This window comes from Aquibacillus rhizosphaerae (genome assembly GCF_030282825.1).
GTDB lineage: Bacteria > Bacillota > Bacilli > Bacillales > Amphibacillaceae > Aquibacillus_C > Aquibacillus_C rhizosphaerae.
This window is the reverse complement of the sequence record NZ_JASTZU010000018.1, coordinates 343,410-367,532: the sequence shown is the minus strand read 5'-3', so window position 1 is coordinate 367,532 and position 24,123 is coordinate 343,410. Positions and strand designations below refer to the sequence as shown.

Here is a 24,123-nt window from a genome sequence, read left to right as displayed (position 1 = left end):
TATAAACTCCAGAGAAGGAAAAGGAATGGGGTACATTAGCAATTACAATTAAATTATTAGATTAAAGTTTATTAAATTAAACCAGCTAATAGTTGTCAATGAATTTCTCTAAAAAATCGAAATTAATTGTGATATACTAATTTCACGCATGCCAAATAACCCTCCTTAAAATTATTTTCTGGAAGGTTTTGGTTTATTTGTTTAATTTGGTTAATTAAGCAATATCTAGGAAGATAGTATTGCTTTTTAGTAATGCGTAAATCCAATGTAATAGTTTGTTTGCACATGCAATTATGGCTACTTTATACGGCTTTCCTTCTTCTCGTTTTTTATCATAAAATGCTCGTAATTTCTTATTACGTGGAATGATGTCATCAGTTGTTTTCTGTTTGCGAGAATCACGTATTGCAGAGCGAACCGCCATAAATAAAGCATGTCTGAGGCGGCTAAATCCTCTTTTGGTAATTCGATTTACAGTTCCTTTGAAGCGTCCAGATTCAAAGATGCTTGGATCTATACCTGCAAAAGCTACTAGTTTTTTTAGGATTATCAAACAGATCTATCTCCCCAATTTCAGAAATAATCGTTGCCGCGATTTTTTCACCAATACCAGGGATGGATCGGATAATCTTACATTCTTCATTTCTTTTGCCAAAGCATCTATTTGCTCTTTCAGTTTAGATAGGTGCTTCTGGTACTCTAAAAGCATTTTGATATACATTTCTATGCTCAAGATGTGACTTTGATAAAGTGTTTCTTGAAATGGATTACGGTGTGCTGCAGTTATTAACTTATCAGCTTTTGATTCCGCCCATTTCAGTGAGCGTCTTGGACAAAATTCATGAACCCTTTTGCCTAAAGTCTCTTTATCTACTTCTAAAACATCTTTAGATGTTGGGTATTCTAAAAGAGTAAGTAAAGAAACACTAGAATATAAATCACCAAAAACCCCATGATATTCACGGAATACCTGATCCAGCACAGAATGAAATTGTAATTTAGTCTGTACATATATACTCGTAATATTGTCATGTTGTCTTGTGAGCTTACGTAAGTTTAATAGGTGTATTCCACGTTTCTTTTGTGGTTCTAACTCTTCTTTGTAGTACAGTTCGCAGAGATACCTTGCGTCAATAACATCCGTTTTGACCTTCCGTAAACTTGAACTCTTTGCCCTATAAGAAATCAATGGATTAACAATAATAATCAAGTAACCCTGCTTATCTAAATACTGAACCACCGGCGTGTGATAATGTCCAGTAGATTCAAGTACGACTGGAGGCCGTACCCGAGTATTATTCTCAATTTCAATTAAAAAGTGAAGCAAACTTTCTAGCCCTTCCATGGTATGTGAAACTTTAAAGCTATTTTTATAAGGTTTCTTTTTGTCTAGAAAACCTTGAATCTGGCTTTCCCCTTTAGCTACATCCAGACCAACTACTGGATTCATTCGTTATCTCCTCCTGAAAGTATTTGCCGGTACCCTAAATTCTTCTTGCAGTGTCATAGCTTCGCTTGTTATACGAGATCATAGTCCCAACCAGCCTCAATCATGTTTCTACAAGTAGGGGGCGAACGGTTTACTTGACGGGATCAAGTCCCACGGGTGCTTACGTTCTACCCCGGCTACAATGATAATAAGACCAAGTAAAAAAAGGTCAACCAGAAATATTTAGCATCTGGCTAACCTTATAATACGAACGGGGTGCTTATCTGGAAGAAGAGATACAGCCCTTATTGTGTTAAAGATGCAGTTTAGTGAAAGAAGGGATTTCACAAGGTTTATAGAAATTAAATTGGAAACTTATATAAGGAGAAAGTAAATGAAGAACCTTTTAATAGAATCACACTGTATTTTTCCAACACAGGACATAATAAAAACTGCAAATTTTTATGAACAGAAAATGGGATTTACGGCTGTTCATTATTTGAATGGGAATGAACCTCATATTTGCTTGTATCGTGATACAACAGAAATTATCTTAACCAAAACTAATGGACAAAAGGTAATTCCTAATAGAGACTTATACGGCTATGGATACGACGCTTACTTTATTACGAAGAATCAAAAGAAACTTCAAGAAGAATTACTCAATTCTAATGTGAATATAGTCCGTTCTTTAGTGAATACTGATTACAATAATAAGGAATTTGTAGTTGAAGACATTGATGGAAGGTGGATAGCCTTTGGAATTAAAGTTGGTTGAAAGTAGTAGTCAAGTTTGTGAAAAAAATCTCTTAAATTATAGTGAGTTCAACAAGACAATATAAAAAACAAAAGCTTGGACATTAAAATGTTGAAGCGTTTGTTTTTTGTTATTTTTACTGTTTTTTATGGTGCTAAACATAGTGTGTTTTAGTATGTTATTTCACCTATTTTCTAGATTTTCTCCACAGTATCGGAACTACTTACTGAAAAGGGATGTTATTAAAAATTCCCCATTGGAAGAAATGGTGAGTCAAATGATAGAGAGTGACAGTTTGATATAACTTAACATGTGAATAAATGAGCAATATTTAAACAAAGTTGGAACAGGATGAAGGTTCGAGTGTGCTAAATATAATAAATCGTAAATGGAAACAGAAGAAGCCTCCTTCCGTTTCCTTAGGTTTTTGAATGACTTTTTAAAATGCTGCGGTCCATCCTCCGTCAGCAGTGACAACCGTACCGTTTAAGAAGCTGGAATCATCGGATGCTAGAAATAGCGCTACTTTTGCTATTTCCTCAGGTTGTCCTACACGAGGGATGACACCTTGTGCAACTCTTGCGCGCTCCATACCAAATTGATTAATATTCTTCATAGAAGAAGAAATATTCGTTTCTACCGCACCAGGGGCTATTGCATTACAGCGGATTCCTTTTTGGGCATACATAAAACCAGTATTTTTTGTAAGACCAATCACCGCATGCTTCGATGCACCATATGCAGCTCCAGCATGTGCACCACTTATGCCACCAGTGGAAGCAGTATTTATAATTACGCCGCTTTCTTTTTCAAGGAAAATTGGTAATGCCTTACGCATTGCTCGCATTATTCCTTTTGTATTTATATCAAAAATTAAATCCCAACGCTCATCAAGAATATCCCCAACAGGTTCAAATCCGTCCATAATACCAGCATTGTTTACTAGAATATCTAACGTTCCAAATTCACTTACCGCTGTATCAATCATTGTGTCAATATCTTCTTGTTTCGCTACATTTACCTGAACAGCCTTTGCAACACCATTGTTATCTGTGATCGCTTTTGCTACAGCTTCTGCACCATCGATGTTCAGATCAGCAACGATAACTTTTGCACCTTCATTTGCGTATAATTCTGCAATTTCTTTCCCCATGCCTGAAGCTGCCCCTGTAACAATAGCCACTTTGTCCTGTAATTTCATCCTAAATCCCTCCAAATGTTTAGAAACTTATTGAACATGTGTTCATTAAAAGTATAATAGGTATAGAAAAGAAGTACAAACAACGAAATGATAGATTTGTGTTGACTAATCAACAGTTTTTATAAAAGGTGTACAATAAGAGGTGAAAAATTTTGAAAAAAGATTTACGTATTATAAAAACACAGGAAAGTTTGCGCCATGCTTTATTAAGTTTACTTAAAACGAAGTCAATAGAAACAATAACGATCGCAGAACTATGTAGGTTAGCACAAATAAATCGAGGCACATTTTATTTACATTATAAAGATGTGCACGAGGTCTTTAAGGAGTATTTAGATGTAATCGTAGAAGATCTTAGAAAATCCTATGAAGAGCCTTATTACAAAACAAACTATAAGATAAAAGATATCACAGCAGACATGATCAAAATTTTTCATCATGTAAAAAAATATCAAGATTTTTATCAAATTATTTTTGATGAGCGGATTCCAATGATGTATTATTATCTCCTGTTCGACACGGTCCGAACATTTATGCGAGATTCCATAGAGGAAGGCTTGTTAACGTCACAACCTGATTTACAAGTAGACTATTTAATTAGCTATCAAACAAATGCCATCCTAGGAATCTTAATAGAATGGCATCGACAAGAATATAAGACATCCATTAAAGAGTTAAATATGCAACTAATCACGATCGTATCACTTCATAATCCTATTCGGATGCATGGAAACGATTAGTGGAGAAGTGCCCGTGATTTGGCAGAATTCGATAATTTACGGGTAGGAACAGGTACTAATCTTGCGAGTTTGGCTATTGCTATTTTATTTGTCGATTATAAAGACGTTGCACGGATTAGTAATAGTGGTTATGTGACTACTTATACACCTATATATGAAAACATAGTCTCAATCTTACGCATAGGCATCATGGGTATGTTTATTGGTTTGTTTATTGGTTGGAAAAATTATAGGAAGAAAAACAACAAAACAGAACAAAAGAAATCATATTATATTGAGTTCTTTATCGCTGTTTTTATTATTGCTTTAATTTTAATGTTTTTTTAATTGGATTTAACAATAGGGTATGAACCTTCCTAAGGCTAATCTATACAGAAAGAAGGGTTGAGTAATCATCACAAAAAGATGCCACGGTTATTTCAGAAGTTACTTTACAAGTCATCAAGTATTAAACTAATGCAAAATGAAACAAGAGGATTTTCACTTCGAGGACCTCAATTATTTTTCTGAAAAAGAACCACTTAAATTTTGTGTTAAAATTAAAACGTATGGTAGTCAACTTAAATAACGGTTAAGGAGAGGGAAAATGTACATATCAAGTGGGGAGTTGGCAAAGCGGTTTAAGGTGTCCATTAGGACTATTAGATATTACGATCAAATTGGTCTTGTTTGTCCGTCGAAACTGGGCGAGGGAGGAAAAAGGTTCTACTCTGCAGAGGACTGCTTAGTTCTTGAAAAAGTACTTCTACTGAAATCGCTCGCACTTCCACTCGAAGAAATAAGGAGTATTATCAAAAACAAATCGATAGAGACCATTCTTACCGCTCATAAATCATATCTGGAAGAGCAAATATTGAATACACAAAATTCAATAGCACATACAAATTCGCTGCTTCACATTCTTAAATTAGAAGGTACGATTAACTGGAAAGACCTGATCTCACTCATTGTTCGGCCAGAACCGACTAAGTCATGGAGCATCTATTTCTCGATGGAAGAGCAAGAAAAATTACAAGAGAGCTTGCCGAAACTAGAAAGGGATAACCTATCTACAAAAAAATGGATGAATCTAGTAAAACGGATTGAATTTTGCATACAAGAAGGTATCTCCCCTGAAACGGAACGCGCTAAGTTTATTTTGGAAGACTTAGATATTCTTTCAGAGGAAACGTTTCATGGTGATCAAAAGCTGATGTCAAAGTTCTGGGAGGTACGTCGTTCCCAAGAATCTTCACATGAACTAAATCTATATCCTATAAAACAGGAAATCATAGATTTTATTGAAGAAGGATATGCCGTCATCCAAGGACAGTAACGATAACGGCAATCCCATTAAATAATCCATGTATGATCATTGCCGGAAAAACGGAACCTGATTTTTCATAGGTCCATGCAAATATAAGGCCAGACACAAAATTGACTGGCAGCGTATTAAAGGTTGGAATGTGAATGATCATAAAAATAAATGAACTACTTAACATGCCTACAGCGATTCCGTATTTGCTACGAATGAATCGATAAAGGAATCCTCGGTAAAATATCTCTTCATATACTGGTGAAATAATTGCTGCTGATATAAACCCGATAAAGAAGTTAAGTAGGGTCACGCTTGACTGTAGGCTATCAGTCTTCGTACTATTCGGTCCAACACCTAAAAGATCCTCCATGACAACAACCATTGCGATGCTTATTACAATTAATACAATGGTCCAACCAATAATAGCTTTCCAATAACTTGAAGAAAACCTTCTTAGACCGACTTCTTTCCAGCTAAGGTTATTTGGCATTATTGCAAAAACATACACCCCAAGCATGAAGATCATAGACATGATTAAACCAATCAATGTCCCTGAGTAAAGGTCATTTTGGAATAAAGTTGCCAAATAATCCTTTAGTAGATATTCTATAAAAACCGGTACAAACACTAACACCAATAATAGTAATTGAATCAGTTCTTTCCATGTCCATGGCGAATGAAGAAAGAACTTTTCTCGATTATTCATTTAAATTCCCTCCCTTGATAGCTAGTGTAATGGATGACGTTACGTAACCTGCAAGTATTAATGAAAGAGCCTGTCATGATCCCGTGGAATGTCAACATTTTACGGGAGTTGACAGGCATTATTTATTTAATGGTAACTCGAATACAGAAATTCTACATATGATGGTGAAGGCAGTGATTGCTCCTGCTAATCAAGAAACCTTATCGCCAAAGTGATCTCCAATAAAAATAGTATCGTCTTATTGAAAATGGTATTAGAGCAATTACCTATGTTACATTAAACAAAAGTAAAAATATAAATCTAGGAGAAACCATACATGGAGAAAATCATGATTGTGGAAGATGATATGAAAATTGCAGAATTTTTATCTTCCTATATGAAAAAATATGGATATAAGGTCACTGTAGCTGAAGATTTTGAGCATATATTAGACACATTTCGGGATGTGCAGCCCGATCTCTTATTACTAGACATTAATCTACCTAGTTATGATGGGTATTATTGGTGTAGGCAAATTAGGAAGGAATCGATTTGTCCGGTCATTTTTATTTCGGCCAGAACTGGTGAGATGGATCAAGTCATGGCTCTAGAAAATGGCGGGGATGATTTTATAACGAAGCCATTTCATCCTGATATTGTCATGGCTAAGATTAGAAGTCAGATGCGCCGTGCCTACGGGGAATATGCAACGAAGCATGAGGAAAGAGTACTTATTCAAGGAGAGTTGCGCTTTTATCCAGAACGGTTGGAACTTCGATATAAAAATGAAGTGACAGCCTTAACAAAAAAAGAAACCGACATCATCGAAACGTTACTGGAGCGGTATCCTCGTGTTGCCGGTCGACAGGATTTGTTAGAGAAGCTTTGGGATGACCAAGCCTATGTGGATGAAAATACATTGAATGTGAATATCACTCGTGTCCGAAATAAGTTTCAATCATTAGGGATAGAAAATGCGGTTGAGACGGTTAGAGGCGCAGGCTATCGTCTCCATATGACGTGGAAAGAAGAACAATCATGAAACTTTTTCTTCGAGAGCATGTTCTTTTCATTGTACTTCAACTGATTCAATGCATCACGATTACTATCCTTTTTTGGCTTGATGGCTATCGTGGGGTAGGTGTAATTTTCTACGCTTTTATTCTATCTCTCGTGCTGTTAACCGTATTTCTCATCTATCGATACGTGAGTAGAAAGAAATTCTATCAAAGATTACAGCATCCAATCGCAACAATGGATGAATCACTTGAGACGACGGAACGATCGCCATTAGGAGAAGCGCTCGATCAGTTACTTCTTGTACAGTATCGTTTATATCAGGAAGAACTTCAACAAGCAGAAGATAGACAGGATGAGCATTTGTTGTTTATCGATCGCTGGGTCCATCAAATGAAGACACCGCTGTCTGTGATTGAGTTAACAGCACAAACGTTAGATGAACCAGAATCATCTAGTATTCGTGAGGAAACAGAACGAATGCGAAATGGCCTACATACCGTTCTCTATATGGCAAGACTTCGTACGATTACAGAAGATTTTCAGATTAAGCCAGTTCTTCTTTCTAAGCTAATCCATGAAGTGAATCAAGAAAACAAGCGTTTCTACATTCGACATGAAGTATACCCACAATTAAAGGAACAAAAATCAGGTATAACAGTGGAGACAGATGAGAAGTGGCTTTTCTTCTTATTAACACAACTCGTCCATAACGCTGTCAAATACTCTACTGGAAAAGTAAAGCATCTTTTCCTATCTATATATGAAAGGGACGAGGAAGCAATCCTTGAAGTGAAGGACTTTGGAATTGGTATTCCAGCTGTGGACAAGAAGCGGGTATTCAATAAATTTTATACCGGAGAAAATGGACGGAAATATCGGGAATCAACAGGAATGGGGCTTTACTTGGTAAAAGAAGTTGCTGAAAAACTAGAGCATAGAATTGAATTGGAATCAGAGCAGGGAGAGGGAACAACAATCCGAATCATTTTTTCAACGACTCAAAACCTTACATCGATGTAAGGTTCGTGAAAGCATAATCGATAGTTTAAGGCTGCGCGCTTCGGCTATACTTGTTTTAGAAACTTAGCAGAGGAGAATGATTATGCTCACACTTACAAATGTAAGTAAGGTTTACGAAGGGAAAGTAGCTTACCGTGCCCTTACTGATATTAGTTTAGAAATAGAAACTGGTGAATTTGTTGGCATTATGGGTCCATCTGGTAGTGGGAAAACAACCTTACTAAATATTATTTCCACCAACGATGCACCAACTACGGGACAAGTTAAGATCGAAGGAAAAAATCCACATATGCTGAAGAAAAATGCGTTAGCTAAATTCCGTCGAACTGAACTAGGATTTATATTTCAGGATTTCAACCTCCTTCATACATTAACGGTAGAAGAAAATATCGTATTACCACTAACACTAGATGGTACACGTGTAAAAGAGATGAAGGAAAAGGCGCATAAAATAGCGGAAAGTCTTGGAATCGGATCGATTATGGCTAAACGCACGTACGAAATATCAGGCGGTCAAGCGCAACGAGTAGCGATTGCAAGGGCGATGATTCATCAACCGAAGCTACTATTAGCTGATGAACCAACTGGAAACCTTGATTCAAAAGCGTCAAAGGATGTCATGGCGATGCTTGGAGACATTAATAAGCAGGAACAAACGAGTTTGTTAATGGTAACGCATGATCCACAAGCAGCAAGCTATTCAGATAGAGTTGTCTTCATCCGTGATGGGAAGTTACACTCCGAGATTCATTGTGGGGAGAGTAGACAAGCATTTTTTCAGAAAATAATTGACATGCTTTCCTTGATGGGAGGCGATGGTAATGACTTTTCGTCAGTTCGCATTTAATAATGTCTTGCGCAATAAACGAATGTATATTGCCTACCTCCTTAGTAGCATGTTTACCGTTATGGTATTCTTCACTTTTGCCATTTTTGCATTTCATCCAGCATTTTCAGGAGGTTCGATCAATCAAAATGCACTACTCGGTATGGGAGTTGCTGGTGGCATCATTTATGTGTTTTCTTTCTTTTTTGTCCTTTACTCGATGAGTTCCTTTTTACAGTCGAGAAAGAAAGAGTTTGGTTTGTTAATCATGCTTGGTGCCTCCAATAAGCAAATTCGTCTGATGGTATTTTTGGAGAACATCTTAATCGGATTTTTTGCTACAGTCGGTGGAATTGTGTCTGGCTTGGTATTTGCAAAAGCGATTCTTTTAATTGCCGAAAACGTATTAATTATTAGTGAAACACTGGATTTTTATTTCCCTACACTCGCAATAATTGTGACGTTTATTAGCTTTTTATTTCTATTTTTTTGTATATCCTTATTTGTTTCGTTTGTTCTACGTACAAAAAGACTAGTTGATTTAATTAAAGGGGATAAACAGTCTAAAGGAGAACCAAAAGCATCGATTATTCTATCGGTACTCGCAGCACTACTACTTATCTCGGGATATATTACGGCTATGATGGTGGAGGGTATTTATGTTGTCTATGTGATGATTCCAGTTATTTTAGTCGTAACACTTGGAACCTATCTATTATTTACTCAATTAAGTGTGTATGTCATCCGTCGTTTGAAAAATAATACATCGATCTTCTGGCGCAAAACAAATATGCTCTTATTCTCTGACTTATCCTTTCGATTGAAGGATAATGCAAGGACATTTTTTATGGTGGCAATTATTTCAACAGTTGCTTTTAGTGCGATTGGTTCTTTATATGGATTCGGGTCTTACCTCACAAAAGGAACAAAGGAGGCTAGTCCCTATGCGATTACGTATAGCCCCTTTCTAGATGACACGAAAGCGATGATTGAGGAAGATGCGAACACCATTAATGCAATTTTGCAGGAGGAAAATATTGATGCAAAAATGGCATCGATGGAGTTGCACTATCATGAGATAGGTGAACGAAGTGTCGTAATCGCAAGTGCTTCTGACTACAATCGCTTTGCAGCACTTATTGGTGACAAGGAACTACATCCGGAGGGAAATGAGGCCATTGTAGTGGAACAAAGTGATGCGAACATCGCGGAAGGGCCAAAAGCTAGTGAAGTGTTAATGGAAGCAAGTGTCAAACTACAAAATGGACAAGAAATTCAACCTACAAAAGTAGTAGAATCAGCCGTATTATCAGCAATGAATGGGTATTATGTGGTGAATGATAAGGATTTCAAGCAACTTGGATCACCTGAACGAAAGGATCATAGTGTCGTATGGAATGCGGAAGAAGGGCAAACCGATCAAATTATTGAAGTGGGAAGAATAATAGAAAGATCAGAAGGCGATTTACAGTATAAAACGTTTATCACTGATTATACCATTTATGAAATTAACAAAGCATATGGTCCTATTCTTTTTATTGGGTTGTTTATCGGAATTGTGTTCTTTGTTTCGGCTGGTAGCTTTCTCTATTTTCGCTTATTTACAGATTTGGATGAAGAAAAGCGCAAATTCCAAGCTATTGCAAAAATTGGATTGACACAATCAGAGTTGCAAAAAGTAGTAAACAGACAAATCGCGATTCTATTTTTCTCACCAATTGTTGTCGCATTAGTGCATGGTGCTGTTGCACTTACCGCTTTATCCCGTTTGTTTAATTACAATTTAACAGTAGAATCTTCTCTTGTTTTAGGAAGTTTCGCTTTGATTCAAGTGATCTACTTCTTGATTGTCCGATTTTTTTATGTGAAACAAGTAAGGAGAATTGTCTTTTAAAGACGGATAGATCAAGTGTCAGCAAAACTTTAAATAAGGGAGAGGAAAAAATTGAATAAAAAGGTAAGAAATATTGTTATTGCTGTGGTAGTTATCTTCGCTGGCTTTTTTGTAATTGTTCCTGAAGGAGAAAGAGCTCGTATCAATCCCTTCATTGAATTGGGAAATGTTTATGTCCAAGTCAATGAAGAGCCTGTTGTAGATGAGGGTAGATATTATTACGATTTAACTGGCTACCATGAAGACGGGAAGAAAACAGAATTAGCATTTAGTGCAATAAAAGATTTAAAGGAAAACGCATTTTTAAAGATAACCGCAAAAGGAGCCTTTGTGAAAGGTTATGAAGAAGTTCAGGCAGAAGCATTGCCTGAGGATGTAAAAGCTAAGTTTGATAAGTAGTTTGATAGTTCAGAGTAAGGCTTCAATCATTCATTTGGATTGAAGCCTTTTGGTTTTAATTTTATTCCTTAATGAAGTTTATTGGAGAAATACAGGAAAAACATTAATATTTTCTGTTAGTGCTGATAATTAAATTTGACTGGGTGTCCATCCAAGCCGATAATTATTTTAGGTGATATGAAATGACGAACATAGTGAAAATTTCAGTAAGAAATTTAGTAGAATACGTGTATCGTACTGGCAGTATTGAGTCTGGCTTCCGTACGTCTCAGGTGATGATAGAAGGAACTAGAATCCATCAGTTAATCCAAAAAGGATATGAGGAACAAGATGAAAAGGAAGTGTTTGTAGAAGCAGATATTCCTTATCAAGAATTTGTTGTTCGAGTGGATGGACGTTGTGATGGATTGCTTAAAAGTGATGAATCAGTGACAATTGACGAAATAAAGTCCACGATACATTCACTGGATGATGTTCAGGAAGATACACATCCAGTACACTGGGCACAGGCAATTTTTTATGGTTATATCTATGCTGGTGACCACGATTTATCGGAAGTGACGATTCAGCTTACGTATGTTCAGGTGAAAACGCTAGAACAGAAAAAGTTTCGTCGCGTAATGACATATGAGGAATTGGAATCCTTCGTTTATGATGTCATAGAAAAATATGGTCCTTTTTTAAAAGTGAAGTTAGAGCATAAAGAAAAGCGAAATAGGACAAGTAAAACACTGGCATTTCCGTTTGACACTTATCGTGAAGGTCAACGTAAGCTTGCTGGTGCCGTATATAAAACCATTGATGATAAAAAAACACTATTTGCAAGTGCTTCGACTGGGATAGGTAAAACAATTTCTACTATTTTTCCTGCTGTTAAAGCTATTGGCGAAGGAAAACTGGAGAAGTTGTTTTATCTGACTGCAAAGACAATCACAAGAACAACTGCAGAAGAAGCATTTCGGCAATTGATTGATTATGGCCTAGATATTAAAGTTCTGACCATAACCGCCAAAGATAAAATTTGTTTTCAAGAGGAAACCATTTGCACGAGTAAAGATTGCCCATTTGCAGCCGGTTTTTATGACCGAGTAAATGGGGCGGTTATTGATATTTTGCAACAGGAGAAAATGATAAATCGGAGCGTTATTGAACGATACGCTAGAAAACATCGGGTTTGTCCTTTTGAATTTTCCATTGAACTTGCTTATGCAGTGGATGCTGTTATTTGTGATTATAATTATATTTTTGACCCGCGAGTATCGTTGAAGCGGTTGTTGGAAGATCAGAAAAAGAAAACCACAATACTAGTAGATGAGGCACATAACCTAGTTGACCGTGCGAGGGAAATGTATTCTGCTGCGATTCATAAATCTAACTTTTTGCAGCTGAAAAGAGAGTTTAATAATAGCCGTCTTGCTACACAGGCAAAAGCGATCAATGACTATTTATTACAAGTAAAGAAGTCTGAGGAATATTTACGAAAGGACTTAGACGAAGAACTAGTAGAATTACTAGAAACGTTCATCGTAGAAGCAGAGCTAGAGCTGGTAAGAATGGAACATGGATTGTTGCTAGATACGTATTTTGCTGCCCAAACCTTTGTGAAAATTGCTAAATTATACAATGAACAATTTATTACGTATGTTGACATTCATAAGAGTGAAGTGATGATGAAGTTATTTTGTCTTGACCCATCCGAGCAAATTCTAAAAATGGGTAAAGGATTTAGGGCAAGGGTGTTTTTTTCAGCAACGTTAATACCTGCAGATTACTATAAAGATTTACTCGGTGGGCAATCTGACGATTATGTTATCTCTATTCCATCCCCTTTTGCGAGGGAAAACACTGAGGTTATGATTCAACCGTTATCGACGAGGTATCGGGATAGAGAAAAGACAATCGAGCCTATGGTGCACTTTATTAAAGATGTTATCGATAAAAGGCACGGAAATTTCTTAATCTTCTTCCCGTCCTATCAATATATGAGAAATGCGTATGATCAGTTTACCGATCATTATCCAAATATGTCTACCATGATGCAAGATGTTGGAATGACAGAAGCAGAAAGAGAAGATTTTCTCACGCAGTTTAAGTCTGAACGCGCCGAAAGATTGGTAGGTTTCGCTGTACTCGGAGGAATTTTTTCTGAAGGAGTAGATTTAAAAGGTGACCGATTACAAGGTGTTATCGTAGTTGGGGTTGGTATGCCACAGATTGGTTTTGAAAGAGATATTATAAAGGACTATTTCCAATCGGTTGGTAAGAATGGCTTCGATTATGCTTATGTATATCCAGGAATGAACAAAGTATTGCAAGCTGGCGGACGTCTTATTCGATCTGATTCAGATACTGGTGTGATCGCACTTATTGATGATCGATTTTTACAGAAGAAGTACCTGAATCTAATACCTTATGAATGGCAGCACTATAAAATTGCTGGTGACAATTAATAAAGTGCTCCTGCTATCTTGATAGTCTAGACTAATGCTTCAATTATTCATTTTAATTGAAGTCTTTTTGTTTGAACTTTTTCTGAAAGAAGTCAATTAATGAATTGCAATGAAGCTTAAGTTAAAACAATGCACTCTCCCAATGGGAAAAGGGTTTGATGTTACCTATTTCAGGTGGATTTTTTCCACGCAGTATAAGTTTTTTAAGGTAAAGGTGAATCTGGTATTGATGTGTTGATCTTATTTGTTGCGTTAGTCTTCAGCTAGAATTTAAGGTGGCTTAGCGTAGTTGGAATAATTTGGTGCAATATCATTAAGAGCTAGTGCATTAATTGAAGATGGTGCAAAAGAAGGCAACAGGAACTGGATAATACTTATTTTGGCGTTTTAATTAGGAGTGTAATGAAATACATTGTTTGGACTTTTTAATTATGCTAAAGTCGAATGAGAATTATGTGTATTAGAGAAGGGGAGAGTTTCTTGAAAGAAACTGCTACAGGAATAATTAGTATTATATTAACTATTCTAATTCATGAATGGGTAACAGCGCTTTTAAATCTTGAATATAATTTATTTAGTGACGAATTTAATTTGGTGTCAGCTTGCCTTGATTTAGGTATTTGGTTGGCAATTTTTACTCCAATTTACTTTGTTATCAAAAAGTTATTTGGTGTAAAGAAGCAAAAAGGTTAAGAATTGAAAACAAAAGAATGTATATCTTTAGTAAAAGAACAATCTGCTTGGAATATTGTATAGATAGTCATGCTAAGTATTCCGTGGTTGAATTTTTGTTGTTTATTATTTCGTAAAACCTAAAATAGCTTATGAGTGTATTCAACTATCGCGGCTTTAATCCAACAAGGGTTAAGGCTCTTTTTTCGTTGAAAATTGTATCTCTAATCCTTTTTAGAAATACCACACTCGAAATTTTTTAGAATATAAAGGTACATTTTATAGTTTCAGAGAATATACCTTATAAAAGATGTAAACAAATGTTTACATAAAATAAGAAAGAGGTGTTGAAATGGACGAAGATTTTAGAAAAAAAATGTTTAGAGGTGCAAAAGTTGAAGATGTTATCATGGAATTAGAGAAACTGAGCTCATTGTGTGAAGAAAAGTCAAAAAGTAGCAATCAATTAGAAAGACAACGTTTTTACGAAGGAATGGCCATTGCTTATACAACTATTACTATAAAATTAAAAGGCAACTTTGATTATATTGAACCGAAAGTAGTTGATGAGTTATACAACGCGTTAGAAAAGAATTCGAAACCAATTAAAGATAACAAGGTGAAGAACGTGGGAGCTTGTTCATTTTGTGGTAGAAGTAAAGAAGACGTAGGTGAGTTAGCTCTTGGACCAGGAGTATCCATTTGTAGTGAATGTTTAGAATTTGGATCAGAAGTTATTAAATATCAAAAGAAAGACTAATTCTAATGGATATTAGAATTTTTTATTAAGCTAAAGGGTTGTAGTATACTCCCATATATACAAATTGAATCGATTACTTATTATCCTGCAAAAGCTATAAACAAATGGTTGATACTTACATTGCTGATAAATGGGCGGATGATTTTGAAACTGAAATACGTCCTTTTATTAAAGAGAATTTTGAAGAAATAACTGATTTTTATGTTTTGTTTATCAATGAGAAAATCGGGCGAGAATTGGGTCATGCCCCTATTAATCCGAGAAGTTATAAAGGTTCGATATTACACTTACTGTTTCTCGTAAAAGGAGAGACGGGGACGAAAAAATACTTAATGAGTTTATAACTTCTCTAAAAAGCGAAGATGAATTGCAACACGGTTTAGTTATTATGGCGTATGTCACTGAAAATGGTGTGATTTTAGATGATGAATGGGAAAGAGTTTTAACTAGATATATTCATGAATTAACTCGTACAAATATGAACAAGGAGTTATCGATGCTCCAGCTCCTATTAAAGAACAGGTATATAAAATCAGGTGAGAATACAATGGGGGGTCCAATGTGGGAATTATCAATGAAAAAGTTATTAGTAAATACAATTCTAATAATGATTACATTATTAGTTATAACGATCTTGATAGGGGTTGTATTTTTATTTGGTAAGGCATTCGGCAGCGATACAAGTACAGATATAGAAGATTATCTTAACACTGGAACTAACATTGATACACGTGCAAGGGATACGATGCCCGCACTGGATAATTTACCTGAATATGAAGATATTGAATATAGATACACTTCAAAAACAATGCTTTTGTTTCAATCCAACTCGGTTGCACTTATTGTTACATACGATGATAAAACATATACAAAAGAAAAAGAAAAATTAGCAGAGAACTATATATTTTTGACCAAAAAATTGAACACATCCATAGCTGAATATGAATTTTCAGTTAATAGTTATATTTTTAATGTAGTTAAAGGAAATGAAAAAGATCATACACACTTTCCAAAATCCTTTGGTATGATTGGAACATCGGATGAAAAACAAAGCATTGCGTATTTGTATTTTCATGATTTTGATTTAGATTATATAGGGAATGAAGGTGATAGTAGTCCTATGACAGACTTTGTTAATCAGCATTTTGACTATGATTTTTAGGGTTAAAACATGAGTTTTTGTTTTCTTTGAAACAAGATAGATTTTGCTATAGAATAGCGTAAAAATTAATAAGTTAGATTCAGCAATTAGGTATCAATTAACAGTTGCTACTCGTAATGCCTTAAACCATAGAAATCTATCCTCTCGGGACAATCTCAAAAACAGTTCCTTGGTTATAATCAGTTACCTGCATAGAGCCATACACACCTACATAAATTCTAGACTGATTCATATTTGTGCCAAGACTAACATAGTACGCATCATTTGAATCGAATGGATCATTAGTCTGAATCTCCATAAAACTATTTAACATCCCATCTGATCTATACCGTGTATAAGCTAACGTTCCTCTTGCTGGACCATTAGCGTTTCCTTTTTTTGAAAGCTCGGAAAACACTACTGTACCTGTCAAAGTAGGGATTCTATTCCCCAAATACGCCTGAACACCTGTAAGTGCTGTTGCTTCAAACTTATCTGGTCGAGGATCCTGATGGAAATAAATCATCAAAGGTGGCAGCCGTTTTGTTGCAATTTTTACAGCTTCCTTATAATAGGCCATTCCTTTTTTGTCCAAAGGACCATCATCTGCGCAGTTTCTTATGATTGATGTCGGGAATGCACCTTCCCACGCTCGACACCCAAAGTTAATCAATCCTTCCTCGTCTAATTTACCTCCGTTTGCTTCAGCTTGAACAAGTTGGCTGACCGGGATCGGTTTGTAGTGGACGAAGGAATAGACGGACTCTACTAAATCCTGCCCAACGTTTCCCACATATTTCACATACTGATTATAAAACCATTGATAGGAAATACCAGGTATGTTACGTACTCCTTTTGCCATTAGCGAAAGGGTTGCTAGGATAGGTTTAGGAAGCTCATTAAAACGAGTTACAACAGGAGGGTCGATAGCTATGTATGTGGTAACATCAATTTCTATAATTTTACCGGCGATTTCCAAAATGTCCTGACTTAAATTAAAGGGATCATACCCAGATCCACCGTCTCCATGTGTGAATACGAGTTTTCCTGTTTCTGGTGAAAAGTTTAAGCTATTCACTCCATTATGATTGGAAAAGGGTCTTTTTATACGAAGTAATGTTCGCCGTTTTTGCGGCTGTTCATTCGATTGCAATCCCCATTCTTCAATCGTATTAACATGGCTATATTGTGTTTCTCTGTGCGTCCAATCTAAATTTAGCGTACTTGAGTCGCAGGGATTAGGTTTAAAAGAATTAGAGAGGGCACCAGGACCTTCCGTACCAGCTACAGAATAATGGAGATAAAATAAACCATTATCATAAAAACTAGAATGAAACGCAAGCCCTAATAATCCACGTTCATCGTATTCTTCAAGTGAAATGACATGTGAGCGAATATCTAAAAACACCTTTATTTCACCGTTTCTTATGTAAAATATCTCACCGACCTGGGTTGCAATAAATAGACTTTCCACTGTGTCACCTGGGAGTACGATAGATTTAATAACAGTAGGTAAATTGAGATTACTAACGATTGGTTGTAAATTTAAAATAACTTTTTCCAATTAACGTCACTCCTTAGCTGTTGTTCTATTTTTACAATCGTATGATTTTCATGCTTTTATTAGTACTAAGTGTCAACATAAGAAACTTTTTCTGCATCATTTATTTGTAAAAATAAAGAAAAACATCCACTTTTATGCACACTTATGCTAAATTAAAAGAAACATTTCTGCTAATAGAGGAGCAACAACGTGAATACAGAATTGACAGCATATATAACCCTTGTTTGCACATCGAGTGTATTAATTATTTATCTTTGTCTATATGTCTTTATGAAGCGCCATAAGTTTAAAAATATAGCAAATTGGTTTATTTTGTATTCATTGAGTATTACCATTTATTGTATTGGATCAGCATTTGGGCTTATGTCAACAACTTTGCAAGAAATGAAATTCTGGACAATTGTTCAATATATTGGCATGCCAGTATCTTCTCCGCTTGGATTACTGTTCATTATGCATTATCTAGGGATTAAAATTACAAAGAGAAAATGGATTCCCCTAATAATCATACCCTTTATAAGCTTGGTCATGGTTGTGACAAATGATTTTCATCATTTGCATTATCGTGTGTATGCATTTGATTCGGTACTCGGAGCGCCTTTTGTCCATCAGGAAATAGGGATATGGTACATGATTCATGGGATGTTTACCTTTGCTTGTATGTTTATCGCTTTCTTTCTATTAATTTCGCATTGGAAGGAAACAGCTAAGGTGTACCGCCCCCAATTAATCGCATTACTTTTTGGACAATTAGTCCCCATGCTAACGGCTTTCATTTATCTCATTGGGTTGACACCTCCAGGAATTGATCCAGTTCCAATGTCTCTATGGCTAACTTCCTTGTTATATGTATGGGCGATTAGTTCCTCACGTTTATTTTCGATTATACCTATTGCAAAAGACGCTATTTTTAATAGTATAGATGATGGCGTTATTGTACTAGATGATTCTTATAGAATAATAGAATTTAATCAAGCGTGTGAAAGTCTGTTTCCGAACATAAATAAGTCTATGCTTGGGGAGAATTTTACTAAGGTATGGAGCCAACTTTCTAGTAATCCGTTCCCTTATAACATAGAGCCTAATATACATGGTGAATTACGGTATAAGAAACTTGGAAACGAAAATAAAATCTATCAGGTTCGTTCTACAAAGATGCAAAAAACGAATAATAGCAATGGTCTTTTATTACTGTTTAGCGATATTACCGAGGTAAAAGAGCTTCAAGAAAAGCTGGAACATCAAGCCTATTATGATGATCTTACGCAAATTTATAATCGCCGTGCCTTTTTTGAACAATGCCAACAAAGTTTAGACGCATCAATGAAAAGCGCTATACCGTTTAGTGTCATCTTGATTGATATCGATTATTTTAAGAAAGTGAATGATACATACGGTCATTTATGTTGGTGATCAGTTGCTTGTGCATGTAGTAGGTGTTTGTAAAGCACAACTAAAAGATGGGATGCTTTTTGCGCGATTTGGCGGTGAGGAGTTTGTACTTGCTTTACAGGGTTATTCAACAACAGAAGCAGAAGCTATCGCAAATCAAATGCGTAGGGAAGTGGAGAGAAGTTCATTTTCGACATCTGATGAAAAGATTTCTATAACGTTAAGCCTTGGTGTAGCTGAAGCAGAAGGGGTTGGGGAGCTACTATATCAGATTCTTAACAAAGCAGATTAAGCTTTATATGAGGCTAAGGAATCAGGTCGAAATCAAGTACAAGTGTACACAGAATCCTACAATACAATGAGCACTAAGCTATAAATTTAAAGTTAACTTTCTTTATAAAAAACAACTATGAAGTCTAATTAAATTTTAAAAATATTTGTCTTTCGAAAATGTATCTTAGTCTAATTTTCAATAAAGCCAGTATCAGTGCAGGAAGTGATTGATTAATGAAGTAGTCGAAACCAAGAGAAAGAGCATTCTGATAATAAAGAATGCTCTTTCTCTTGGTCTGAAAATAATAAATTCAATAAAAATACTTGTAAAATTAATAAATATTTATTGCAAAACAATAAATGTGTTGTTAGAATAAAAATGAAAATAAATAGGTGAGGTGCTTTTTATGAAACAGGGATCAACACTCTTTTTAAAGATATCTATTTTTCTGATTGGAACTTCAGTGCTTGCTTTGTGTATTCTTTTGTTACCACAAATCGCAATCGAAGGAATAGAACAAGTGAAAAATGGTGCAGTGTTAGCTTATGTTGTGTTCGGTATTTTAATTATTATGTATGGATCGGCGATACCGTTATACGTTGCGCTGTATCAAGGGTTATTGCTTTTAAGTTATATTGACAAAAACCAAGCTTTCTCAGAATTATCGGTGAACGCGCTAAGGACGATAAAGAACTGCGCTAAATTAATTTTTGGTTTGTATATATTGGCTTTACCATTAATTTTTATCATAGCTGAGTGGGATGATGCACCTGGTCTCATATTGTTCGGAATGGTCATAGCTGGTGCTGCTTTAGTCGTCGCAGTATTTGTTGCTGTTCTCCAAAGACTCCTGCAGCAAGCAATCCACATAAAATCCGAAAATGATTTAACAGTCTGAGGTGACAAAATGGCGATTATAATAAATATTGATGTGATGTTGGCAAAAAGGAAGATGAGTGTAACAGAGCTTTCAGAAAGGGTAGGAATTACAATGGCTAACCTTTCTATTTTAAAGAACGGAAAGGCAAAGGCAGTTCGATTATCAACGTTAGAGGCAATTTGTAAGTCGTTGGATTGCCAACCTGGTGATATTTTAGAATACAGAAGTGAGGAAAACACTCAGGGCGAGTAAAGTAGGCTTGGTACTAGTAAGGATACATATTTTTCATGTATCTGCGTTTAAGACTGGTTTATGAAGGAAGTTCCAGTATTTTAAGAATACATTTCTTAACAAGGAAGCTAATTTTGAACATTGTGCTTAGCAAATTGGAGAAATTAACAATATTTCGGGAGGCAGAATATGTCTATGAAAATGCCATTTATGAGTAATAAACAATCGAAAGAATCCTTTCATTATCAGGAAGGTAATACACCGGACCATATAGCAATCATTATGGACGGAAACGGACGTTGGGCTGAGAGACGAGGAATGCCTAGATTTGCTGGACATAAAGAAGGTTTATCGGCTTTAGTGAAAATTGTCAAAGTAGCAGTCAAATGCAATGTGAAGGCTTTAACACTTTATGCGTTTTCCACAGAAAACTGGAAACGTCCAAAAACTGAGGTAGATTTTATATTGAAACTTCCGAAGCAATTTTTAAATATTTATTTACCGGAACTTATCTCTAACAATGTACGTATTGAGACAATCGGTGATATTGACAACCTGCCTGATCATACACGTGAAGCAATACAGTATGCGATAGACCGTACGAGACATAATGATGGTCTTAAGCTAACTATTGCGCTCAACTATGGAAGCAGGAATGAGATTCTTAACGCCATGAAAGAGATGCTCACGGATATAAACGAGGCAAAGCTATCACTGGATAATCTGGATGAACAGCAGTTCTCGAACTACCTTTATACTGCAGGTATGACAGAACCTGACCTCCTTATTCGAACTGGAGGGGAAAAGCGGTTAAGTAATTTCCTGCTTTGGCAGCTTGCCTATACGGAGTTCTGGTTTAGCGATGTACTATGGCCGGACTTTTCCGAGAAGGAATTTCTGCAAGCACTAGAGGAATACCGACAACGCAAGAGAAGGTACGGCGGAATAAGTGAGAGCGAGATAACAGCTAATAACATTTCCCAGAAAAGCCAGAAATTTAGTTAAATTTACTTATATTAGCTTTAGAAAGTACTGATGTGACTAAATAGTGAATTATTTTCGAAATGTATAGACTGTAGGACCTTTTTTAAAATGTCTGTGAAGTCTGCTAACAAAAAAACGGGTAATATGTACTTCAATGAGAGATTTAAGTGGGAGTCTATTTATTTTACATAGGCTCTCTTTGTTAATTTTTTCATGATTTGTTGTAAACACGAAATATAAATTAAATAGGGAGTGTCTGTTCGTATAGTTATTGTTATAATACATATAAAAAATATACTATGATTTTTTCTTAACTACCTTATAAGGAGGTGTTGTGGTTGAGACCTAATCTGACAAAAGATATTAATATTCAGAGCTTTAAAGATTTTTATTGGTTGAAAGAAGAACTGCAATTATTTTGTAGAGAAAATGGGATAAGTACTTCAGGCTCTAAGATAGAGATTGCTGATAGAATTGAAAGGTTTATTGAAATAGGAGAGATAAAAAATCCTATTAAAAAATCAAGCATAAATAAGAGAATGAATAATGAAGTAGGTTTAAGTCTTGAAACAGTTATAACAGCAAATCATCGTTGTAGTCAGGACGTAAGAGCTTTTTTTAAGTCAATTATTCCCAAATTTCATTTTTCTACCTATATCCAGAACTACTTTAAAACGAATGTTGGAAAAACATATCGTGATGTTACAGATGCTTGGTATGAGGAAGAACGGCGAAAAAAAGATCCTTCGTATCTAAAGAACATTCCACCGCAATTTGAATATAATCAATTCATTCGAGACTTTTTTACTGAACCGAACAATAAAGGTAAAAGCCGTGAAGAAGCTATTGAAGCTTGGAATGAAATCAAGAAACTTCCTGGTAGCAACAAATACATATCTAACAACTAGCTTACTTTAGAATTGTGAAATTAATTATGGGCTTTACATTCATTTTATTTTGTATTGCTCTTACTTATAAAAACAAAAACGAGTCTCAAAAACCCTTGAGACTCGTTTTTGACTTGCTATTTTATTTCTTTGTGTATTCATCTTGGGTGAGTACAGTTCTATCTATATCTTCTGATTCATTATTAAAGTATTCAACAATTATTGAGTTTTCTAATAGTTTGATTACTTTTCCGTTATTGCCATTAAATGAAATTTTGTCGCCTTCTTTTACATTGTGGCTATGTACTTCTTTTTCTGTGCCCATTTTAATCTTCCTTTCTAGTCCTATATATCCAAAAGATTAATCGTTCTAGTTTAAAGCTCTATTTAAATAATTATTTTAACAATATAGTTCCTCTTGTGTAAAGAAATAAACATACAAACGATAAATAGTAGACTCTTTGATGCTTAGCAATAATATATTTTTTTAGGAGAAGGAAAGACACAAAAAACGACATGGTACTGAAGCTTAGAGTTGTAAATACCGATAGAAGGCTTCTAATATTGACCATTTTTCAGAAAAAAGAATTCGCTTTATGAAATGAATTCTATGTTGATAGTCACTTTGATATAGTTAAATGTCTCATGCAAAAAATACAAATAAGGGAGAAATGGTGATGAGAACGGAAAAAGAACTCATGTTAGCTGGAGAAATGTACAATCCAGTTAATCCTGAATTAGTAAAAGGATGCAATGATGCTAGACGAAAAGTTAGCATATATAATGAAACATTAGAAGATGAAGGAGAAAAGCGAACAAAGTTATTAAAAGTTTATTGGGTTCAACTGGGGAAAACGTCTATATGGAGCCAAATATCAGATTTGATTATGGTTATAACACCCATGTAGGAGAAAACTTCTCTGCGAATTTTGACTGCACTATCTTAGATGTGTGTGTGAAGTGCGATTTGGGAACAATTGTATGCTCACACCTGGCGTACAAATCTATACAGCAACACATCCAATTAACCCAACTGAACGTAATTCAGGTAAAGAATACGCAAAACCAATTATTTTTGGAAATAATGTGTGGATTGGTGGAAGTGCAATTATAAATCCAGGAATAACAATAGGAGACAATGTTGTAATCGCATCAGGTGCAGTAGTTACTAAAGATGTGTCAAATAATGTAGTGGTTGGTGGGAACCTAGCAAGAATTATTAAACAAATTGAGTTGTAGATATCAAAGTAACTTGTTAAACATGGTCTCAGCTTACTTTGTTAAAAGAAAGTCGTTTGTTGAAAAAAGCTAGTAATATAGAACAATTAAAAGATAATTACACTAAAAGTAATTGTCTTTTTTTATTGAAAGGCTAAAAGCGGTTGATTAGTTATCCTAGATTTGCTTGATCACAGCTAATCAGATATTACCTTTAGATGTAATAAAATACACCGTCAAGCTTACAAAGGATTTGTGAATAATTACAAACCTCTTGTCATTAGATACTTAAGAGACTTATTCATATATGGTTCTTCCTCACTAGATTTACTGTTTTCTTACACTTTTATTTCCTACTAATAAATAGTATAATAATATTTTGATAAAAAAGTTCTCAATCAT

General features: G+C 35.3%; 24 protein-coding genes and 2 pseudogenes. 21 read left to right on the top strand and 5 right to left on the bottom strand.

Features of this window, described 5'->3' with window-relative positions; all coding sequences use genetic code 11:
• Positions 1-214 precede the first annotated feature (214 nt).
• Positions 215-1,450 (bottom strand): annotated as a pseudogene (locus tag QQS35_RS05365) (IS110 family RNA-guided transposase).
• Positions 1,451-1,823: 373 nt separating this feature from the next.
• Here QQS35_RS05365 and QQS35_RS05360 point away from each other — a divergent pair.
• Complete coding sequence (locus QQS35_RS05360; RefSeq protein WP_285930852.1) at positions 1,824-2,207, top strand: VOC family protein; 384 nt, start codon at positions 1,824-1,826, stop codon at positions 2,205-2,207.
• Between the two features lie 418 nt (positions 2,208-2,625).
• Here the strand turns inward: QQS35_RS05360 and QQS35_RS05355 are convergent, their stop codons facing one another.
• A complete protein-coding gene (locus tag QQS35_RS05355; RefSeq protein WP_285930851.1) occupies positions 2,626-3,387 on the bottom strand; it encodes an SDR family oxidoreductase in 762 nt (253 codons plus the stop codon).
• Positions 3,388-3,539: 152 nt separating this feature from the next.
• Here QQS35_RS05355 and QQS35_RS05350 point away from each other — a divergent pair, with 152 nt between their 5' ends.
• The 3 genes from QQS35_RS05350 (at position 3,540) to QQS35_RS05340 (ending at position 5,442) form a co-directional block, all read left to right on the top strand.
• The gene (locus tag QQS35_RS05350) at positions 3,540-4,127 is read left to right on the top strand and encodes a TetR/AcrR family transcriptional regulator (protein WP_285930850.1); all 588 of its coding nucleotides are present in this window, start codon (positions 3,540-3,542) and stop codon (positions 4,125-4,127) included.
• Positions 4,128-4,145: 18 nt separating this feature from the next.
• Entirely contained in the window at positions 4,146-4,454 is a 309-nt protein-coding gene (locus QQS35_RS05345) for a hypothetical protein (protein WP_285930849.1), read from the top strand.
• 259 nt (positions 4,455-4,713) lie between these two features.
• The gene (locus QQS35_RS05340) at positions 4,714-5,442 is read left to right on the top strand and encodes a MerR family transcriptional regulator (RefSeq protein ID WP_285930848.1); all 729 of its coding nucleotides are present in this window, start codon (positions 4,714-4,716) and stop codon (positions 5,440-5,442) included.
• Here QQS35_RS05340 and QQS35_RS05335 read toward each other — a convergent pair.
• Positions 5,426-6,130, bottom strand: a complete 705-nt coding sequence (locus tag QQS35_RS05335) for a CPBP family intramembrane glutamic endopeptidase (protein ID WP_285930847.1) — start codon at positions 6,128-6,130, stop codon at positions 5,426-5,428. The genes QQS35_RS05340 and QQS35_RS05335 overlap by 17 nt on opposite strands.
• A gap of 316 nt (positions 6,131-6,446) precedes the next feature.
• Here QQS35_RS05335 and QQS35_RS05330 point away from each other — a divergent pair, with 316 nt between their 5' ends.
• The 10 genes from QQS35_RS05330 (at position 6,447) to QQS35_RS05285 (ending at position 16,312) form a co-directional block, all read left to right on the top strand.
• Positions 6,447-7,151 carry a response regulator transcription factor gene (locus tag QQS35_RS05330; RefSeq protein ID WP_285930845.1) on the top strand — a complete coding sequence of 235 codons (705 nt, stop codon included), beginning with the start codon at positions 6,447-6,449 and terminating at the stop codon, positions 7,149-7,151.
• On the top strand, positions 7,148-8,149 hold the full coding sequence (locus QQS35_RS05325; protein ID WP_285930843.1) for a sensor histidine kinase: 1,002 nt from the start codon (positions 7,148-7,150) through the stop codon (positions 8,147-8,149). Before QQS35_RS05330 ends, QQS35_RS05325 begins: the two co-directional genes overlap by 4 nt.
• A gap of 82 nt (positions 8,150-8,231) precedes the next feature.
• Complete coding sequence (locus QQS35_RS05320; RefSeq protein WP_285930841.1) at positions 8,232-8,996, top strand: ABC transporter ATP-binding protein; 765 nt, start codon at positions 8,232-8,234, stop codon at positions 8,994-8,996.
• Positions 8,971-10,869 carry an ABC transporter permease gene (locus tag QQS35_RS05315; protein ID WP_285930840.1) on the top strand — a complete coding sequence of 633 codons (1,899 nt, stop codon included), beginning with the start codon at positions 8,971-8,973 and terminating at the stop codon, positions 10,867-10,869. The genes QQS35_RS05320 and QQS35_RS05315 overlap by 26 nt, the downstream gene beginning before the upstream one ends.
• 51 nt (positions 10,870-10,920) lie before the next feature.
• A complete protein-coding gene (locus QQS35_RS05310; protein WP_285930839.1) occupies positions 10,921-11,268 on the top strand; it encodes a YxeA family protein in 348 nt (115 codons plus the stop codon).
• 182 nt (positions 11,269-11,450) lie between these two features.
• On the top strand, positions 11,451-13,718 hold the full coding sequence (locus QQS35_RS05305; protein WP_285930838.1) for an ATP-dependent DNA helicase: 2,268 nt from the start codon (positions 11,451-11,453) through the stop codon (positions 13,716-13,718).
• A gap of 480 nt (positions 13,719-14,198) precedes the next feature.
• Positions 14,199-14,411, top strand: a complete 213-nt coding sequence (locus tag QQS35_RS05300) for a hypothetical protein (RefSeq protein WP_285930836.1) — start codon at positions 14,199-14,201, stop codon at positions 14,409-14,411.
• A gap of 331 nt (positions 14,412-14,742) precedes the next feature.
• Positions 14,743-15,150, top strand: a complete 408-nt coding sequence (locus QQS35_RS05295; protein ID WP_285930834.1) for a ClpX C4-type zinc finger protein — start codon at positions 14,743-14,745, stop codon at positions 15,148-15,150.
• A 104-nt stretch (positions 15,151-15,254) separates the two neighbouring features.
• Positions 15,255-15,494, top strand: coding sequence for a hypothetical protein (locus QQS35_RS05290; RefSeq protein WP_285930833.1), 240 nt, complete (start codon positions 15,255-15,257; stop codon positions 15,492-15,494).
• Positions 15,495-15,517: 23 nt separating this feature from the next.
• Positions 15,518-16,312 carry a hypothetical protein gene (locus QQS35_RS05285; RefSeq protein WP_285930832.1) on the top strand — a complete coding sequence of 265 codons (795 nt, stop codon included), beginning with the start codon at positions 15,518-15,520 and terminating at the stop codon, positions 16,310-16,312.
• 136 nt (positions 16,313-16,448) lie between these two features.
• Here the strand turns inward: QQS35_RS05285 and QQS35_RS05280 are convergent, their stop codons facing one another.
• Complete coding sequence (locus QQS35_RS05280) at positions 16,449-17,855, bottom strand: PQQ-dependent sugar dehydrogenase (protein ID WP_285930830.1); 1,407 nt, start codon at positions 17,853-17,855, stop codon at positions 16,449-16,451.
• 189 nt (positions 17,856-18,044) lie between these two features.
• Here QQS35_RS05280 and QQS35_RS05275 point away from each other — a divergent pair, with 189 nt between their 5' ends.
• The 6 genes from QQS35_RS05275 to QQS35_RS05250 all read left to right on the top strand — a co-directional run bounded on the left by QQS35_RS05275 (position 18,045) and on the right by QQS35_RS05250 (position 22,524).
• Positions 18,045-19,268, top strand: coding sequence for a histidine kinase N-terminal 7TM domain-containing protein (locus QQS35_RS05275; RefSeq protein ID WP_285930828.1), 1,224 nt, complete (start codon positions 18,045-18,047; stop codon positions 19,266-19,268).
• A complete protein-coding gene (locus QQS35_RS05270; protein WP_285930827.1) occupies positions 19,240-19,539 on the top strand; it encodes a GGDEF domain-containing protein in 300 nt (99 codons plus the stop codon). The genes QQS35_RS05275 and QQS35_RS05270 overlap by 29 nt, the downstream gene beginning before the upstream one ends.
• 388 nt (positions 19,540-19,927) lie before the next feature.
• Entirely contained in the window at positions 19,928-20,419 is a 492-nt protein-coding gene (locus tag QQS35_RS05265; RefSeq protein ID WP_285930826.1) for a DUF2975 domain-containing protein, read from the top strand.
• 9 nt (positions 20,420-20,428) lie between these two features.
• Positions 20,429-20,653, top strand: coding sequence for a helix-turn-helix domain-containing protein (locus tag QQS35_RS05260; RefSeq protein WP_285930824.1), 225 nt, complete (start codon positions 20,429-20,431; stop codon positions 20,651-20,653).
• 168 nt (positions 20,654-20,821) lie between these two features.
• Entirely contained in the window at positions 20,822-21,637 is an 816-nt protein-coding gene (locus tag QQS35_RS05255; protein ID WP_285930823.1) for an isoprenyl transferase, read from the top strand.
• A gap of 317 nt (positions 21,638-21,954) precedes the next feature.
• Entirely contained in the window at positions 21,955-22,524 is a 570-nt protein-coding gene (locus QQS35_RS05250) for a DUF6434 domain-containing protein (RefSeq protein ID WP_285930822.1), read from the top strand.
• 121 nt (positions 22,525-22,645) lie between these two features.
• Here the strand turns inward: QQS35_RS05250 and QQS35_RS05245 are convergent, their stop codons facing one another.
• On the bottom strand, positions 22,646-22,828 hold the full coding sequence (locus QQS35_RS05245; RefSeq protein ID WP_285930821.1) for a hypothetical protein: 183 nt from the start codon (positions 22,826-22,828) through the stop codon (positions 22,646-22,648).
• A gap of 352 nt (positions 22,829-23,180) precedes the next feature.
• On the opposite strand from QQS35_RS05245, the pseudogene QQS35_RS05240 reads away from it, so the two are divergent.
• Positions 23,181-23,742 (top strand): annotated as a pseudogene (locus tag QQS35_RS05240) (maltose acetyltransferase domain-containing protein).
• Positions 23,743-24,123: the final 381 nt, after the last annotated feature.

Bases quoted from the DNA above. Each gene is read 5' to 3' on its own strand.
- QQS35_RS05360 (WP_285930852.1), top strand. From the start codon at position 1,824: ATGAAGAACCTTTTAATAGAATCACACTGTATTTTTCCAACACAGGAC.
- QQS35_RS05355 (WP_285930851.1), bottom strand. From the start codon at position 3,387: ATGAAATTACAGGACAAAGTGGCTATTGTTACAGGGGCAGCTTCAGGC.
- QQS35_RS05340 (WP_285930848.1), top strand. From the start codon at position 4,714: ATGTACATATCAAGTGGGGAGTTGGCAAAGCGGTTTAAGGTGTCCATT.
- QQS35_RS05335 (WP_285930847.1), bottom strand. From the start codon at position 6,130: ATGAATAATCGAGAAAAGTTCTTTCTTCATTCGCCATGGACATGGAAA.
- QQS35_RS05330 (WP_285930845.1), top strand. From the start codon at position 6,447: ATGGAGAAAATCATGATTGTGGAAGATGATATGAAAATTGCAGAATTT.
- QQS35_RS05325 (WP_285930843.1), top strand. From the start codon at position 7,148: ATGAAACTTTTTCTTCGAGAGCATGTTCTTTTCATTGTACTTCAACTG.
- QQS35_RS05320 (WP_285930841.1), top strand. From the start codon at position 8,232: ATGCTCACACTTACAAATGTAAGTAAGGTTTACGAAGGGAAAGTAGCT.
- QQS35_RS05315 (WP_285930840.1), top strand. From the start codon at position 8,971: ATGACTTTTCGTCAGTTCGCATTTAATAATGTCTTGCGCAATAAACGA.
- QQS35_RS05305 (WP_285930838.1), top strand. From the start codon at position 11,451: ATGACGAACATAGTGAAAATTTCAGTAAGAAATTTAGTAGAATACGTG.
- QQS35_RS05295 (WP_285930834.1), top strand. From the start codon at position 14,743: ATGGACGAAGATTTTAGAAAAAAAATGTTTAGAGGTGCAAAAGTTGAA.
- QQS35_RS05290 (WP_285930833.1), top strand. From the start codon at position 15,255: ATGGTTGATACTTACATTGCTGATAAATGGGCGGATGATTTTGAAACT.
- QQS35_RS05270 (WP_285930827.1), top strand. From the start codon at position 19,240: ATGATACATACGGTCATTTATGTTGGTGATCAGTTGCTTGTGCATGTA.
- QQS35_RS05265 (WP_285930826.1), top strand. From the start codon at position 19,928: ATGAAACAGGGATCAACACTCTTTTTAAAGATATCTATTTTTCTGATT.
- QQS35_RS05260 (WP_285930824.1), top strand. From the start codon at position 20,429: ATGGCGATTATAATAAATATTGATGTGATGTTGGCAAAAAGGAAGATG.
- QQS35_RS05255 (WP_285930823.1), top strand. From the start codon at position 20,822: ATGTCTATGAAAATGCCATTTATGAGTAATAAACAATCGAAAGAATCC.
- QQS35_RS05245 (WP_285930821.1), bottom strand. From the start codon at position 22,828: ATGGGCACAGAAAAAGAAGTACATAGCCACAATGTAAAAGAAGGCGAC.